The organism is Henriciella sp. (genome assembly GCF_029936995.1).
Classification (GTDB): Bacteria; Pseudomonadota; Alphaproteobacteria; order Caulobacterales; family Hyphomonadaceae; genus Henriciella.
The window spans coordinates 677,452-693,471 of the sequence record NZ_JAPYRE010000001.1; the positions used below are offsets into that span (position 1 = coordinate 677,452).

14 protein-coding genes are annotated in these 16,020 nt (G+C 57.6%); 4 read left to right on the top strand and 10 right to left on the bottom strand.

What is annotated here, in order from left to right:
* Positions 1–21: 21 nt before the first annotated feature.
* The 6 genes from Q1K31_RS03270 to Q1K31_RS03295 all read right to left on the bottom strand — a co-directional run bounded on the left by Q1K31_RS03270 (position 22) and on the right by Q1K31_RS03295 (position 6,674).
* On the bottom strand, positions 22–2,484 hold the full coding sequence (locus Q1K31_RS03270) for a mechanosensitive ion channel domain-containing protein (protein ID WP_300376655.1): 2,463 nt from the start codon (positions 2,482–2,484) through the stop codon (positions 22–24).
* A 114-nt stretch (positions 2,485–2,598) separates the two neighbouring features.
* Positions 2,599–2,922: a DUF6665 family protein gene (locus Q1K31_RS03275; protein WP_300376657.1), complete on the bottom strand. Its 324-nt coding sequence runs from the start codon at positions 2,920–2,922 to the stop codon at positions 2,599–2,601.
* 3 nt (positions 2,923–2,925) lie between these two features.
* Positions 2,926–3,351 (bottom strand): DUF411 domain-containing protein, encoded by a 426-nt coding sequence (locus tag Q1K31_RS03280; protein WP_300376659.1) that lies wholly within the window; start codon positions 3,349–3,351, stop codon positions 2,926–2,928.
* Positions 3,352–3,388: 37 nt separating this feature from the next.
* Positions 3,389–5,494, bottom strand: coding sequence for a hypothetical protein (locus tag Q1K31_RS03285; RefSeq protein WP_300376661.1), 2,106 nt, complete (start codon positions 5,492–5,494; stop codon positions 3,389–3,391).
* Between the two features lie 212 nt (positions 5,495–5,706).
* The gene (locus Q1K31_RS03290; RefSeq protein ID WP_300376663.1) at positions 5,707–6,258 is read right to left on the bottom strand and encodes a GNAT family protein; all 552 of its coding nucleotides are present in this window, start codon (positions 6,256–6,258) and stop codon (positions 5,707–5,709) included.
* A 113-nt stretch (positions 6,259–6,371) separates the two neighbouring features.
* On the bottom strand, positions 6,372–6,674 hold the full coding sequence (locus tag Q1K31_RS03295; RefSeq protein WP_300376665.1) for a hypothetical protein: 303 nt from the start codon (positions 6,672–6,674) through the stop codon (positions 6,372–6,374).
* A 76-nt stretch (positions 6,675–6,750) separates the two neighbouring features.
* On the opposite strand from Q1K31_RS03295, the gene Q1K31_RS03300 reads away from it, so the two are divergent.
* Together Q1K31_RS03300 and Q1K31_RS03305 are read left to right on the top strand one after the other, a co-directional pair.
* A complete protein-coding gene (locus tag Q1K31_RS03300; RefSeq protein WP_300376667.1) occupies positions 6,751–6,939 on the top strand; it encodes a hypothetical protein in 189 nt (62 codons plus the stop codon).
* A 7-nt stretch (positions 6,940–6,946) separates the two neighbouring features.
* Positions 6,947–9,133: a hypothetical protein gene (locus tag Q1K31_RS03305; protein ID WP_300376669.1), complete on the top strand. Its 2,187-nt coding sequence runs from the start codon at positions 6,947–6,949 to the stop codon at positions 9,131–9,133.
* A gap of 21 nt (positions 9,134–9,154) precedes the next feature.
* Here the strand turns inward: Q1K31_RS03305 and uvrB are convergent, their stop codons facing one another.
* On the bottom strand, positions 9,155–11,374 hold the full coding sequence (gene uvrB, locus Q1K31_RS03310) for an excinuclease ABC subunit UvrB (protein ID WP_300376671.1): 2,220 nt from the start codon (positions 11,372–11,374) through the stop codon (positions 9,155–9,157).
* A 191-nt stretch (positions 11,375–11,565) separates the two neighbouring features.
* On the opposite strand from uvrB, the gene Q1K31_RS03315 reads away from it, so the two are divergent.
* The gene (locus Q1K31_RS03315) at positions 11,566–12,297 is read left to right on the top strand and encodes an HNH endonuclease (protein WP_300376673.1); all 732 of its coding nucleotides are present in this window, start codon (positions 11,566–11,568) and stop codon (positions 12,295–12,297) included.
* A gap of 72 nt (positions 12,298–12,369) precedes the next feature.
* Here the strand turns inward: Q1K31_RS03315 and Q1K31_RS03320 are convergent, their stop codons facing one another.
* Positions 12,370–13,092, bottom strand: coding sequence for a DUF4145 domain-containing protein (locus tag Q1K31_RS03320; RefSeq protein ID WP_300376675.1), 723 nt, complete (start codon positions 13,090–13,092; stop codon positions 12,370–12,372).
* 55 nt (positions 13,093–13,147) lie between these two features.
* Between Q1K31_RS03320 and Q1K31_RS03325 the strand changes: the two genes are divergently transcribed.
* The gene (locus Q1K31_RS03325) at positions 13,148–14,134 is read left to right on the top strand and encodes a serine protease (RefSeq protein WP_300376677.1); all 987 of its coding nucleotides are present in this window, start codon (positions 13,148–13,150) and stop codon (positions 14,132–14,134) included.
* Positions 14,135–14,228: 94 nt separating this feature from the next.
* On the opposite strand, the gene Q1K31_RS03330 is transcribed toward Q1K31_RS03325, so the two are convergent.
* Both Q1K31_RS03330 and Q1K31_RS03335 read right to left on the bottom strand, forming a co-directional pair.
* Positions 14,229–14,381, bottom strand: coding sequence for a hypothetical protein (locus tag Q1K31_RS03330; protein ID WP_300376679.1), 153 nt, complete (start codon positions 14,379–14,381; stop codon positions 14,229–14,231).
* Between the two features lie 26 nt (positions 14,382–14,407).
* Positions 14,408–15,856 carry an AMP-binding protein gene (locus tag Q1K31_RS03335; RefSeq protein WP_300376681.1) on the bottom strand — a complete coding sequence of 483 codons (1,449 nt, stop codon included), beginning with the start codon at positions 15,854–15,856 and terminating at the stop codon, positions 14,408–14,410.
* Positions 15,857–16,020 lie beyond the last annotated feature (164 nt).

Below are 16,020 nucleotides of genomic sequence, written 5' to 3' on the forward strand. Positions count from 1 at the left end.
GCCTACGGTCTGGCAGTTCGGCTATGATTGTTCGTCAGGGCCTGCGTCAGCCTCGGGCTTTGCAAGAGATGCAGGCCACTCGAAATTGAGGTCGCGCTGCGGGAACGGGATCGTGATGTCTTCACGCTTGAAGATCGCCGCGATTTCGTGGCGCAACTCCGATGGTGCCGTGACGATATCATCCGCGATGATGTAACCGCGCAGTTCAAATTCGAGTGCACTGTCACCGAAGCCTTTGAAGATAACATAGGCTGGCGGGAAGGACCTGACCTTGTCGATGGTTTCGGTGGCTTCCAGAAGGAGCTTCTCGACCAGCCGGCTGTCGGTGCCGTATTTCACGCCCACCGGTACGGCAATCCGCATGACTTCGCTCTTGTGCGTCCAGTTGCCAAAAGAGGAGCTGACCAGTTCGCCGTTCGGCACGATGATCGATTGACGGTCGAAGGTTTCGACTTCGGTTGCACGGACATTGATCTTGCGCACTGTACCTTCGCCCGACGGCGTCACGATCCAGTCGCCAATCTTGAACGGGCGCTCGAAGAGAAGGATCAGACCTGCCACAAAGTTGCTGACGATACTTTGCAGCCCGAAACCGATACCGACAGACAGGGCACCAGCAATGATGGCAAGACTGGAGAGGTCGAACCCGACGACGCTGATGGTTGAGATCATCGCGATGATTACGCCGGCATAGCCAAGAAGCGTGATCAGTGAATTACTTGCGCCCGAGCTTATCTGGGTGTGCGGGAAGATGTTCTTTTCGAGCCCGCGCTGAACCAGCCGCGTCGCCAGCAGTACCGAGGCGAGCGTCATCAGGGCCGCAAAGACCTTGCCCATGGAAATGCGCTGGCCGCCAACTTCCACACCGGTGATGAGGCGACGGATTTCATTCCAGAGTTCCTGCGCGGGCATGCCGAGTGCGAGAAGGATGAATGGTGGAAGGAGCAGGAAGATCAAGACGTCTGCGACGAGCCTGACCCAGAACTCCCCGCTCATGGCGGAGTTGCCCTCGCTCTCTTCAGTTTCCTCATTGCGTGCGGAGTGGTAGCGGTGGCGCTCCACAACACCGGAGACGAACTTCAGCGCCGTCGCGCGGATGAGTTCGCGCACGAGAATTGCGATGAGGAGAACAAAAGAAATCAGGACGATACGTTCGACCATGAAGCGCGCAAGCTGTGAGTAGCCTGCCGCTGATGAAGCCAGTATGATCAGCCCCAGCGCGGCCAGGACGATCCGCCCAGCCTGACGCAACAGGGTCGCGCCACTATCTGTCCTCGGCTTGAGTTCGAAAGCGAGCCAGCATAACAGGCCAGCCGTTATGAGCGCGAGCAGGAATGTCCCTGCGGAACGTTGTTCAGCGCCGGCTGGAGAAATCGCGCCTGTCGCCTGAAAGAGGGTCTCAAGAGCGAACATGACGACCAGGACAATAAACGCCAGGCACGCCGCGTGAGCGCTCCTGTCTCCGACAGCTATCAGGCGAAACGCGCGGGTTCGCGGTGCCATTACCGACTCCACAAGCGCTCGCGCGGATATGACGGCAATGGCGACCGCCCCCAGAGAGGTGGCAATGGAGGGCTCCATTGAATCGAGCGCGCCAATCGCTTCCGCAACGCCAGCAACTATTGCCACCGCGCTTACGGCAAGAACCAGACGTAACAGGAAACTGGTCATGGCCGCCGAGGCAACGGCTTGCCGGGTTGGGGACTTTTCGGCGAATTTCCGGACCTGCCAGCCGTGGAAGCGGGCATTGATGCCAAGAATAGCGGCGAGTGCGAGAATTGCGCTTAGACCAAGGATGACAAGCGGCATGGGTTTACCTTCGGCGATCCGGTCACGGCGCCAGCGCTCCACGCTATCGGAAACTTCAGACATGGCGGTCATGACGCGATCGCCAGCACTGGCCCAGACGGAAGCCTGAAGGGGCGAGGGGCCCCGGTCCAATGTAGAGGCAACGAGTTCCTGATCGCGCATGCTCGTCAGTTCGATTTCGAGTTGGCGCGCTTCGGTTCTGGCCAGTCGGGCTTCTGCCACCACGACACTCGCACGCGCCTTGATATCGCGTAAGGGTTCGAGAACCCTATTGATCGCGGTTCTTGAAGGGCTTTCTTCTGGCTGTTCCGGCTCCGTCGATTTTTCCGAGCTGGAATCTTGCTCTCCAAGAAGGGGCGAAACATCGTTTATGGAGCGTGTGATCCGGGAGCGAATTGACTCCGCATCACTTTCGATCCGGCCGAGATCGGTCCAGATTTCGGCAAGCCGGACAATCTTGCTGCTGAGTATTGATTGCTCTGTCGAGCCCTCAAGCAGATCTGCTGTTTCATCTATCTCTGCGGAGTATTGGGAAAGCTCGCTTTCAAGCGATAACAATGCTTCACGCGTCTGCTCACGTGTAACGACGGTCTGGGCTGTTGCAATCGGCCACAATGTTGCGGCGAGAAGAGCTGCAACGATAAAATATGTAATGCGCAATGATGGCTTCATCATGGAATAAACAGACGCTCTGATTGGCCTTGGGCTTGCCTATAGAAGGTTCGATACCAGGGAAAGGGGTAAGGCGTTTCTGACGGTTTCCAGTGGGGCCTGTCAGGTATCAGGCCTTCACCTTCTTTGGCTGATGCCGATACGGTTCAGGACTGCACGGGGTATATCGAATGACTGGATGATGTCGCGCTGATCGCGCAAGCCATTCAACTCCCGTATAAGAAAATAGCCCTGAGTCTTCTGGGCTGCATCGATGAGCAGGGCTTCCCGTTCTGCTTCAGATTCTGCGCTATCCAGACGTAAGATAGCCTTTTCCAGTGCACGGCCGGCCCGGCCCAGTGCCGCCGCTTTCTCAGCGGCCACTTCAGCTTCCAGTGGGGCCTTGGCTTCGGCTGCCTGGGCGCGGGAAAATGCTCTGGTTGTCGGTGCGCGGACCGCCAAGGCTCAAAGCTCCATGAAGACTTTTCCGTCAGTGCCAATCACTTCGACGATGAAAGGCCCCGATTTCTCGCCGCCCATACCAGGCGATCCTGCCGGCATGCCTGGCAGGGAAATACCGGTGATGTCAGGGCGCTTTGCCAACAGGGCTTCGATGGCCTCCACGGGAACATGACCTTCTACCACGTAGCCTTCGATCATGAGTGTGTGGCAGCCTTGCTGGGCAGCAGGAACAGCGTTCTCTTCCTTGACCCCGGCAAGTTCTTCAGCAGTTTTCTCGATCACTTCAACGTCGAATCCATGATCGTCCAAATAGGCGGCATGCCCTGAGCAGCACCCGCACCAGGGTGTCTTGTACATGGTGGCAGACTGCGCCATCGCGATCAGCGGGGCAAAAAGGGCCGAAGCGGCAAGAGCAGAAAACCGGAACATGATTTATTCTCCACAAGAGGTAAGAGTTTGATAGTTCCTAGCCTAGCGCGGCATCGATCAACATGAAAGCAGACAGGCGCGCGCTTGCATTGCGCGATGAGCGGGCCGTCTTTTCCAATGCTGTGAGCGCATCGGGTTCTTCCAGGGCCAGGAACTCGCGTGCCATGTGCATCAGTTTGCGGTCGCTATCGAGCCTGTTCTGGACACGTTGAACCTGCTGCGACGCTGTATCGACGACAGCCTTGCGGCGAAGGCCAGCGCCTTTGCGGGCCGCGTTGGCGATCTTCTTCTTGTCGCGAGGGCGGAAGATGTCGCCGAGCCTGACACCGGATTCCATGAGCTTGTTGATAACCTCCTCAGCCACCGCTTCCCGCGGCATGGGAGAATTGCTGTCATGGTCCATGTCCGCGAGTATGTCGCTCCATTGCTGGCGGTTATCGCGGTACGCTTCGTGTGAACCAGCGTCAGATTGGGCCCGCTCGCCTTCATGGTTTTCGTGCAGGCTGGTCTCACCGGTCTTGTCTTCGTCCTCATCCATATCGGTCTGATCGGCCGGGGCCAGATTCACCGCTTGGGTGCCGCCAACGGGTTTGAGGTAGGGCGGATGGCGATCAGTTCGTTTTCGCAGGAACGGGATCGTTCGTCCTGTCTCGTCTGATCGGGAAGTCTCAGTGCTCATGCCAGCATCGCCATTTGGCCTGCCGGTTTCGCGGGATTGCGTCAGAGAGCCGCCGTCTATGGCAAGATCTTTCTTACTTTCTTCCGGTCCTTCTTTGGGGGCCGATGAATGGTCTGACGTGTCGGTCTTGTCGGAATTGAACAGGTCGTCATCACCATCATCGCCATGCTCTGATGGTGTTGCTACGGATGGCGTGTCCTCGAAGACGTCATCATCCTCAAGCCTGGGCTGGGACGGGCCGCGTGTGGGGTGTGTCTGCGGCTTTCCTGCGGAGTGAATTTGCTCGGACGAGCTTTGTTCGGCCTTTTCAACAGGGGTCTCAGCAGGACGGTCCGCCGGACGTTCTTTTGCGTTAGTTTCAGCTTCAGCGCGGGCGGCACGGACGGCTTCTGCGGCTTCCTGTCCGGCAGCTTTGAGCTGGGCGAGTGATACGGCGGCTTTTTCGGAGGCTTCCAGCGCTTCGCTCTGAATATCGCGCGAAGCGGCACGGGCGCGTTCGAGGGCGGAATTTACGGCTTCCGTCAAACGGTCGCCTGTCGTGTGGGCGCCTGCTGCAGCGACTTCGCCAGCGCGCACGGCCTGATCGACCATGCGGCGGGACTGTTCCAGCTTCTCTTCCATGCGCGTGACAGCGAAGGTGAGCTCTTCGCTGCGTTTTGCTGCTTCGGCTGACATCTCGTCGAGAGATTTTACCTTTTCCGTCAGACGGGTACTGGCACCATCAAGGGTTTCCAGACGGGCTTCGAGAGCCTGGTCGGCCTCGGCGATATCGGCAGCGGCCTGGCGCGCGGAATCACGCATGTCTGCTGCCTGGCGCGGGATCGCCTCGCTCATCATGTCTGTCTGCTCGCGGATGTCTGCGGCCAGCTGCTCCAGGGATGTGCGCTCGACATGCAGGCGTTCGGCAAGCTCGCGAGCATTGTCTGCGGTGACATGCGAAACGCTCTCAAGTCTTTGTCTTTCATCAGAAATTTCACCGGCCATGGCCTTCATGGAGGACAGGGCGTGAGCCATTGCGCGGTCAACCTGGGCGGCGCTCTCGCGCATGTGACCGGCGAAAACCGTCGACTCCTCACCGCTTGTCTGCATCGGGGCGAGCAGGCGCGCGGCGGCTTCCAGCACCACGGCATTGGTCGAGGCGGCGCGCGAATTCTCCCGTGCCAGAAGGCCCGCCATGACCAGCATCAGACCCGGAATGGCAAGCGCGACGAAGCCTGCGAGGATTACGGCAGGCGAGAGCTCCGACAATCCATCCAGTCCGATGAATGCAGCCACCCCGCCAAAAGCGGCGATCCACCAGGCGAACGCTCCGGCAAGGCCTATCCAGAGGAGGTTTTTGCCGCTGTCCCGCGCACGCGACAGCATCTGGAGGTGTTTTGACGGTGTACCAGCGGTGTGGTCATGGTGTGACAGCGGTGTGACCAGCGGCAGTGTTTCGCGGTCTTGTGGGTCAGTCTCGGGCATGGCGGCAATCTACGTGAATATCTTGCGGCCTGCGAGCTTTCTGTGGCGCAGGCCATGAAAGGGCCCCGGCCTTCTCGATCCGGGCGCGACGGGTCTCCGGGCACCGGAAGAGGGGACCCGGTTAACCCTGACGGATTATATCATACTTTTTTAATGCCCTGTGAACAGGGGCTTGGCGCAAATGCCTGCCATCGCGTGACTGGCAGGCTGGCTCAGCGCCGCATGCGCAGGCCCGACGGATGGGTGAGGTCGCCCGCGCTGATTTCGTAGAGAACGTGGTCGCGCCAGTGGCCGTCGAGCTTGAGATAGGCGCGCGACAAGCCGATCTCGCGGAAGCCCAGGCGTTCCGCCAGCGCGCGGGAGCGGGTATTGTCCGGCATGATCGCCGCCTCGACGCGGTGCAGGTCGAACTCCTCGAACGCAAGCCGCAGCACATCGGCGAGCGCGCGGCGCATCACCGAGCGGCCCTCGTGCAGCCGGTCGAGCATGTAGCCGAGCGTGGCGGCCTGGAATGGCCCGCGCGCGACGCGGTCGAGGTCGATCTTGCCGATCACCGCTTCGCGCTTGAGCTCGATGCAGAAACGGTAGGCCTTGTCGTCGCGCCACTCGGTGCGCGCCAGGCGGCAGGCGGCGCGCCAGTGCTCGCGCGTGAAATAGTGGTCCGAGCGGGTCGGGGAATAGGGGCGGAAGCGCTCGCGGTTATTGGCGAGAAACCGGGCGACCTCGCGCGGGTCGGCAGCATGAAGCGGGACGAGGTCGTACATGAAACGCTCTCGTCCGCTTTTGTGGGGCAGGCGTCAAGCGGGAGAGTGAGCGGGGGCGGCTCTATGCTGCGTAAGTCTCCGTTCGCAATCAGGGCCGATTGCGCCGAACCTGCCTAAAACAGCCGCTCATGATCGTCGACGATCTCGTCGATTAGGCGCAGCGCCGCGAGCCCGCCGCCGAGGACCATCAGCGAATTGCCGAGCGATTTCACCATATTCGACGGCAGCGCCCATTTCGTGACCGTGTCGCGCGTCTGGCGCACCCTGCGGGTCGCGCCGCGATCCAGATGCGGGCGTTTCTTCTTCGTGTCCGGCAGCTCGAGCACGGGCGGCTTCCACTGGCGCAGCAGCACGCCCGTGCCCACCAGGGCAGCGGCGGCCATCAGCGGCTGGTTCTTCCCGGGCGCATCGGTCATCTCGCAAGTCCTTTTATGTCTTGGCTTGCTGATGGAATGCGGCGGGGGAGGTGGGGGTTCCGGAGGAGGTGGGTAGATGCAGAAGCGCCGCGCCGATGACCTTGGGGCGATCATGGCCGGATTGTTTGGCGGGGGAGGAGTAGGGTTCAATAAATATCAAAAAATAAACTCTGATATCACTAAGTATCAGCTATCAACCGAAGCCAGATTATTGATTGGCAATTACATCTCAGATAATCGAGAGGAGTATAAAAGATTGAATTGAAAATCGAATGACAGAGGTTGGGTGGCCATTGTTAGACAAGAAACATCATGATCGACTTGCTTTAGTAGCATTGGTCCAAGAAAATATTGATAATGGCGGAAGCACATTTGAGCTATTATCCAATATATTCGGTACTTTTTTAATTCCCCAAAAAGGAAAGCTATTTAATAAGGAGCTTTTTATTAGTGAGTCTCAAACCGTTTTTGGGGAAGACTTCACCGAACTTGTTGCCGATCTGGCGATCAATATTTTACACAATCAAGAATATTTATACATTGAGGTGGATTCTGATCCTGTAGTTTACCGGGTGGCAGAAGATCTAAAACGGCCACCGCCGGAAGCAGGGCCTTCTCTTGAGAGGTCTTTCGGTATGATCGTCGAAAGTTTCTGGCGGTTTTTCTACGATAAAGCAGAATCATTGCCTTTTGTCGAAGAAGAAGTGGACAAAGCCGACTGGGAGAATGACCTCTTTTTATGGCTAACCTCAGCAAGTCAGTCTACGCGAGAGCAGATTGAAGACAGCGTTACTCGACTTCTTCAAGGAAAACATATCACAGGGAATGTTGATGATTCCCTTGATGAGGAGCCGATTTACTCCTCTATCGACAACTATAGGCTGTTCAGATTTGCTCAATTTGTGAGGTACTGCCAACAGCACGATGACCTTACGCTTCAGCAGATTTTTTTGTTTTCAGATGCTGGTTTCGCATTTCGAGTAATAAGAGGATTCTCTGGTGCCCCGGAGTGGCTTGGCGATGAGAAAGTCAACCTTACTCTCGTGTTGGATGGACCAGTAATTCTCGATCTCGTGGGCCTTAGTGGAGAGAGCCGTAGAGAGGCAATCCAAAGAGTGCTGGCTTTAGCGCTCCAGCTTGAAATCAAGGTGATTACTCTGACGCACTGCATTGAGGAAGCGGTTGAAGTAATACAATCAGTAATGCAAAAGGATCGGGTCTCGCGTTGGGGGATGGTCGGAGACGCCATAAGGCGTAACCCGAAACTGGAGCAACTAGCTCGGTCGTTTCAGGCCCATCCTGACAAGTTAGTGCAGAGAGCAGGCGTTAGTATTACGTCATTTGATCCTGCGCAATATCCCAATCAGCACGCATTTTTCACACAAGATCTCATTGATGAGTTCACCTCCAAGGCTCACTTCGGCGGGTTTGGCGCTTCGGTAGTGCGACGTCAAAGAGATGCCTATTCTTTTGGTTTTGTTGTCAGGAGACGCGGGGAAGCGATCGCATCAGACTACTTTCAATCCCGATATCTATTGCTGACACAAAACTCTACTTTCGTACAATTTGCAGAGCGCTTTGTTCGAGATCATTTACCTAGTATTCCTAAATATGCGGCAGGCTATGTAATTGAAGCATCTGTTCTGGCGTCTTTGCTTTGGTTGCGCATTCCTTCAGGTGACACGCAACAAATCCCTAGACTTCAGTTATTCGCCACTTGTCAGAGAATTCTGGCAAGCAACAAATCAGTCATTGAATCTGCTAAGCGTCGAGCGAAGGACCACAGTCAGGAATTTGCAGATCAGCTTGAACTTTTCCTCCGAGTTCCGCTCGTAGTAGAAGAGTTAATGGTCGTAAATTCCAGAAACTCCGTATCCACGATTGAGGCGGATTCTCTTCTACACATAGCAAAAAATGCCGCCATCGAAGAAGAGCGCAAAAAATTCTCTTCTGAAAAGAGTAAGTTGAAACGCAAGCATGCCAAGGAGGTGAAACGAATAGAAGATGATGGAATAACAGCTAAAGAAGGACTTGAAAAAGCTGCTCGCAAAGCTTCAGAAGCTCAAGCGGAGATAAGCTTGCAAGTGGATCATCATGAGACTCGATTGCTCGGTAAATTTGATCGAGTTGATCAGAGGTTTGACCTGCTGAACGGTATTTTGTTTCTTGTGCTGGGTGGAGTCGCGCTCTTCTCCCTGTCTAAGACTGACTTTGAAGGCATTTTCCAAAACGCTTGGTTTTTAGCAACAGCGGCTTTTGGCGCTTTGAGCTTAATAATTCGAGCACCATTTTTTGGTCCACGCGCAAAGGGGCTCTATACTAGGTGGCGGAAGCAAAAGATTTTCCAGAGCTGGTATAAACACCAACCTGCTGGAAGTGTTAGGGAACAAGCTTCTCAACGTCTCAAAGAAACAAACAACTTTCTGGCTACAGAAGAAGGTGAGGTGCGCGCTGATTAACTTTGAGACTTTAGGTCCAATCTAAAGCCCCCGCTCCAGCCCTTCCTTGCTTTCGCGGAGTTTCTTCACCTCATCCCTGAGCCGTGCCGCCTCTTCAAATTCCAGGTTCGCGGCAGCTTCGCGCATGCGTTTCTCAAGGTCTGAGACCACGGCGGCCATGTTGTGGCCGGAGCCGGGCTCGAGCGCCGGCGCCTTGTCCTCGGTGACGCCGCGCCCGATGCGGCGGGACTTGCCGCCCTTGAGCTGTTCGGACTTGCCGGGGCGGGCCTCGCCGAGATCTGCGAGTATGTCTGCCACGGCGCGCTTGATCGTGGTCGGCGTGATACCGTGTTCCTCATTGTGGGCGATCTGTTTCTCGCGCCGGCGCTCTGTCTCCTCCATGGCGCGGCTCATCGAGCCGGTGACCCTGTCGGCATAGAGGATGACGCGGGCTTCGGAATTGCGCGCGGCGCGCCCGATGGTCTGGACGAGCGAGGTTTCGGAACGCAGGAAGCCTTCCTTGTCGGCGTCGAGAATGCCGACAAAGCCGCATTCGGGAATATCGAGCCCCTCGCGCAGCAGGTTGATGCCGACCAGCACGTCGAACTCGCCGAGCCTGAGGTCGCGGATGATCTCGATGCGCTCCACCGTGTCGATGTCGGAGTGCATGTAGCGCACGCGCACGCCCTGTTCGTGGAGATATTCGGTGAGGTCCTCGGCCATCTTCTTGGTCAGCGTGGTGACGAGCGAGCGCATGCCCTTCGATGCGACCTCCTTCACCTCGGCCAGGAGGTCGTCGACCTGGTTGATGTGATTGTTCTCGGCATTGCCGGTGACGGGGCGAACCTCGACGGGCGGGTCGATCAGGCCGGTCGGGCGGATGACCTGTTCGGTGAACACGCCGCCGGTCTGCTCCAGCTCCCACGGGCCGGGCGTGGCGGAGACATGGACGGTCTGCGGGCGCATCGCTTCCCATTCGGGGAATTTGAGCGGGCGGTTGTCGATGCAGCTTGGCAGGCGGAATCCGTATTCGGCGAGCGTGGACTTGCGGTTGAAGTCGCCCCGGAACATGCCGCCGATCTGGGGCACGGTCTGGTGGCTCTCATCGACGAAGACCAGCGCGTTGTCGGGCAGGTATTCGAACATCGTCGGCGGCGGCTCGCCGGGCTTGCGGCCGGTGAGGTAGCGGGAATAGTTCTCGATGCCGTTACATGAGCCGGTGGCGGCCATCATTTCGAGATCGTAGGTGGTGCGCTGTTCGATGCGCTGGGCCTCGAGCAGCTTGTTGTGCTTCTCGAAATGGTCGATCGTTGATTTGAGCTCGGCCTTGATACTGGTGATGGCGTTGTTGAGCGTCGGGCGCGGCGTGACATAGTGCGAATTGGCGTAGAGCTTGATGGCAGGCAGATCCTGGATCTTCTTGCCCGTTAGCGGGTCGAACTCGACAATGCTTTCAAGCTCGTCGCCGAAGAAGGAGAGCTTCCAGGCGCAATCGTCATAGTGGGCCGGGAAGATATCGAGCACGTCGCCCTTGAGGCGGAAGCTGCCGCGCTGGAAGGCGGCGTCATTGCGGGTGTAATGTAGCGAGACGAGCTGCTGGGTGACCTCGCGCGGGTCGATCTGTTGGCCCTCCTCGAGCTTGAAGGTCATCGAGGTGTAGGTCTCGACCGAGCCGATGCCGTATATGCAGGAGACGGAGGCGACGATGATCACGTCATCGCGCTCCAGGATGGCGCGGGTGGCGGAGTGGCGCATCCGGTCGATCGCCTCGTTGATGGAGGATTCCTTCTCGATATAGAGGTCCGAGCGCGGGACGTAGGCTTCCGGCTGGTAGTAGTCATAGTAGGAGACGAAATACTCCACCGCATTGTCCGGGAAGAAGGATTTCATCTCGCCATAGAGCTGCGCGGCGAGTGTCTTGTTGGGCGCGAGGATGAGGGCCGGGCGCTGCACCGCCTCGATCACCTTGGCCATGGTGAAGGTCTTGCCGGTGCCGGTCGCGCCGAGGAGGACCTGGTCGCGCTCGCCCGCGTCTATGCCCTCGACGAGCTCCGGGATGGCGGTCTTCTGGTCGCCGGCGGGCTCATAGTCGGAGGCGACGCGGAAGCGCTTGCCACCCTCGATCTTCTCCCACTGCCGGTCGGGCCGGTGCGGCGTCCAGTTGTCGGACGGCAGGCGGCCGGCCGCATCGGATGCCGCGCCGGACCAGTCGAATGTGGTGGCGGCGTCCGCGACGCCGGAGGGGGAGGAGGAACGTGCCATGAACGCGAAGATGGGGCAGGGGCAGGGGGAGGTAAAGGGGCTTCGCCGCCGGTTTGCGCAGCAAGGTCATCGATCCGGTGGATCGATTGCAGGCGGGAAGGTCAGGGTGGTGGGTGATCTGCCGCAAGACTTTCGTAATCGCGCGCATGCGATAGTCTCGACCGTTCGAGAGGGGAACGGCTGGGAGCGGAATGGCGTGGAAGAACTGGGATCGCCGGGGAGTCACGCTCGCGATTGAGCTCTATACGCGGCTGCGGTTTGGACAGTTGGACAAATCCAACTCGGACGTCATTAGGCTATCTCGTGAGTTAGAGCGCACGCCCAGCTCGGTTGCAATGAAACTCAGCAACCTGGCGTCCTTGGACGAAACCCTTGCTCAGAGGGGGCTTAGTGGGGCTTCGCAATTGGACCGTAAGGTTTGGGCAGACTTCATCGCTCATCCGACGCAATTCATTGAGCGCGCCCGGCGCATCGTCGGCGAGATATTCTATGCTGAAGCCGAGCCGTCAGCAGTGCTCAAGGTCGCCGAAGGTAAGGAAGTTGAGCGCGTTGTGAAGGTCCGTCAAAACCAGCGTGCCTTCCGTGAAATTGTGCTGCCTTCCTATGACAATCAGTGTGCCGTAATGGGGAAGGTTTCACCGGAACTTTTGACGGCGAGCCACATCATTCCGTGGTCTGCGCGCGAGGAGACGCGCCTTGACCCGCGCAATGGGATCAGCCTCAACTCGCTGCATGACCGGGCTTTTGATCGCGGGCTGATTTCTTTTCGCGATGATCTCAGAATGATCGTGTCCTCCAAGATCATTATCCCCGACCATGTTCGGTCGCTCTTCAATGAGGACATGCAGTTGAGGCCGGCGAAGTTTCGGCCCCTGCCAGAATATCTGGAGCATCACCGGGATGTGGTGTTTGAGACGAATTAGGCGCTTATTAAGTTCCGGTGCGTGCCGAGCGTTATCGTGAAAGTTTTATTCTGGTGTCTCGTATTTTTTCGACTAGTGATCTTCCACATTCTCGGTGTCGTTATTTGTTCGTCGTCTCTGAGGTACTGCGTCTCTTAGCGCACCCGCTTCAGCTGCGAGGATAAACGAACGATGTAGAAATGCCTCTAGTATGGTTACCATAACTTCCAACTGCTCATTCGAAGGCTCCCAACCTCGGTGAGCAGCGGCACTCCCAGCATCGACGAGATCACCTAAGTGCTGTCGCTCGTCCACACCTATTTTGCCAGCATCGCGAAGTTCATTGAGTTTTTGTCCGAAGCCCAAATTCTCGTTGATACCCAGTAACTCCGATGCCCTGTCGAACGTGGTTCTTGTGCCTATCGCTGCAAGTACTCTTAGATCCGCATCCAAGGCATCATAAACCGCGTCAAGCAGACGCTGAAGGGTTTGGTCTGTGCCTCTTATTCGGTTTGCCCATTCTGCACGATCGCGACGCACAGGTGAAGGATGATAGGATGTACGAATAGGAATATCACATTCGTGCTCGCCTGTTTCATGGTTGAAGACATGTTCCTCATCTTCGGAGAATTGACTGTCTGTACGAAAGTAAACAGCGTCACATCCTAGGCACTGCAAAATGGCATAAGCACGGTTTAGCCAAATGAAGTCGTCGCCGTCGACATCGATGTGATGCTGAAATACTTTTCGGGCGCTAGCGTTCCTAATTCCTCCGCAATCGGGGCAGTGTCCTTGGGTAGTTTCGCCTTCGACCATAGAAAACTCACTTGTCATTATCAGAGAATTCAGACTCAGTGAGGGAATGCAAGATATGGCGGGAACTGAAAAGCCCTTAGGCTTCGAGACTTGGGGAAGCGAAAGCAAATTTAGCATCCAGGATCCCTTTGGGCTGCGCGAAGTGATTCAGCCGGTCGTTTTTTTTACTTCAACTGACGAGCATATCGTCGGATTGGGCACTTGCTTTCAGGTGTCGCCTTGGTGCTGGCTGACAGCTCAGCACGTCGTTTCGGAAGGCTCAGAGAGCTGCTTCACAACGGGGCGGGTTGGTGCAATCGGCTTCTCTCCGGGCTTGGTTTTTGGAACCGTGAATTTAGAAGCCGAAGATTTCTTTGGCCCTATACGGCAGGTTTGCGGCTTCAAGTCGACAGATGCAGAGGCGATCAGCGTTGTACCGGGTCCTAATGGTCCAGACATAATTATCGACGTCGCTTCACTAAGAGTCGACGTGGATCAATTGAAGCTGGGTCGCGACCGATTTGTAAGCCCTCTACCGATTTCTGCACAATGTCCTGCAATTGGCGAAAAGGTTTTGGCAATCGGCTACCCCATCTTAGGGACCAAGTTTGACGAACGAACAGCGCGCCTGATCTTTGAAGAAAACCTTAGTGGGGCCGAGGGGGTCGTCACAGAGTTGCATCCTGATGGCAGGGGACTGACAAGGCCGTGGCCGGCCTTTGAAATTGAAGGTGACTGGGCATCAGGCATGAGCGGCGGTCCGGTGATCAATATGTCGGGACAGGTGGTTGGCGTTGTGAGCAGTTCATTCGCTCCTACAGCTACAGCGACAGGGGTTGGATACGCGGTGGATCTGACTCGCATACCATTGAGACGGATAGCGCCAGAACTCGACTTGTCGAACCCGGGATGGGTTTTTGGTGGCGGGGCTTTTAAGAATGACGGACTTATTGGCTTCTATGCCAATGTCGACGTTGCAATTCTTGCCAAAGACAAATTAGGCGCCGATGAAGTTTCGAAAGTCAGTTACAACCCAAAGACGGGCGACTGGATAAAGATTTGAGAACTCCTGAACACGATATAGGCTCCTGTTTCGTTTCTTAGCCACTGCCGTGGCCTTCTTCGCTTGCGATTGATTCACTGGATCAATCGCTTCGCTAGCGCGAACCGTCTCCGAAGCCCCCCGCCAGCCTGATCCTTCTTCCCGCGCTCAGGTGCTGCGCGGCGTTGACGATGGCGTCGGTGTCGATCTGGTCGTGGGCGTGAAGGTCGGAAATGGTGCTGGTCTGGCCGCAGTGTTCGGTTTCCAAACGTGCGGCTCTTTTCTAGCGCTTAGTTACAACCTCGCCTCTCTCAACGCTTTCCGCCGTGTCTTCCCCGCGTCATCCCGCAGCGGTTCGCGGACGACTTCTATGGATTTGGGGAGTTTGTAGGTGACGAGGCGCTCGCGCAGGTGGGCGATGAGGGCGGGTTCGTCCAGCTCGCCTTCCGGCATGTCGATGATGGCGTGCAGGCGCGCGCCCATGTCCTCGTCCGGCAGGCCGATGACGGCGGAGGAGCGCACGCCCGGCCAGGAGTCGAGCGCGGCTTCGACCTCGGCCGGATAGATGTTGGCGCCGCCGACAACGATCATGTCGGAGCGCCGGTCGCTCAGATAGAGATAGCCGTCTTCATCCATCCAGCCCATGTCACCAAGGCTTTCCCAGCCACCTTCGATCTCTTTTGCTTCGGCGCCGAGATAGTAATAGCTCGTGCCCTGTCCGGCGAGCGGGCGCAGGAAGACCTCGCCCACCTCGCCGGGCGGGAGTTCTGCGCCATCCTCGCCGAATATCTTCATCTCGCAGGTCTCGACCGGGCGGCCGACGGAGCCCTTGTGGGTCAGCCATTCGGTGCCCTGTATCGTCGTAGATCCCTGGCCTTCGGTGCCGCCATAGAGTTCCCAGATCACTTCCGGGCCGAGCCACTCGATGAAGGCCTCTTTCAGCCAGGGCGGACACGGCGCGGCAAGGTGCCAGAGGGCGGTGAGGCTCGAGACGTCATAGCCGGTGCGGACGTCTTCGGGCAGGGCCCAGATCCGGCGCATCATGGTCGGCACCATGTAGGCTGTCTCGAGCTTCATCCGCTCAATGAGCTGGAGTGTCTTTTCCGCGTCGAAGCGCGTCGTGACGGCAACGGTTGCGCCCTTGAAGAGGGCGATCACCGCCCACATGAAAGGGCCATTATGGTAGAGCGGGCCGGGGATGAGCATGGAGCCCTGGTTGCGGATTTCCAGAAAATCCAGATCGGTGTCCCATTCGGCTGGCTGGCGCGACACGATGAGCTTGGGCCGTCCGGTGGAGCCGCCTGAGGTCATCGCCTTGAAAGACGCGGCGGTTATCTCGGGCAATGGCGCGTCCGGGAGGGCCGGGTCTGCTTCGTATCCGGCAGGCAGCGAAGGCGTGGGGGCATATTCACCTTCCGCCGTGCCCACGACGAGGGAGGGTTTGCCAAGTTCGATGATCTGGTCGCGCTCATATTTTGGCAGGCGCGCAGAGACCGGCTGCGGCGTCGCGCCGAGTTTCCAGGTGGCAAAGCAGGCTTCGAAGAACTCGATACTGTTCGGCAGGGCGATGGTCACGAAGTCATTCTCGACGACGCCGAGCGCCTGATAGGCGCGGGCAAGCCGGTTGGTGCGGCGGTCCAGTTCGGTCCAGCTGATCTGGTCCCCCTCATGATCGACGGCCACGCGATCCGGTTGAATCGCGGCCCAGTGGGCAAGGATGCGGGACAGTGACAGAACGGGCATGGGGCGACTCCTCCGGATCGGCCGCTTTCGCGGCACTCTTTTTTCCGGGGTCTACCGATAGCTGATCTGTCGCCGATAGAAAGGCCCGCCGCGACGGCAGGTCCTGACAGGAAGGCGCGGTGTGGAGAGTGCGCTTGCTGGGACCAGTACCTTCCTGCTCCAGG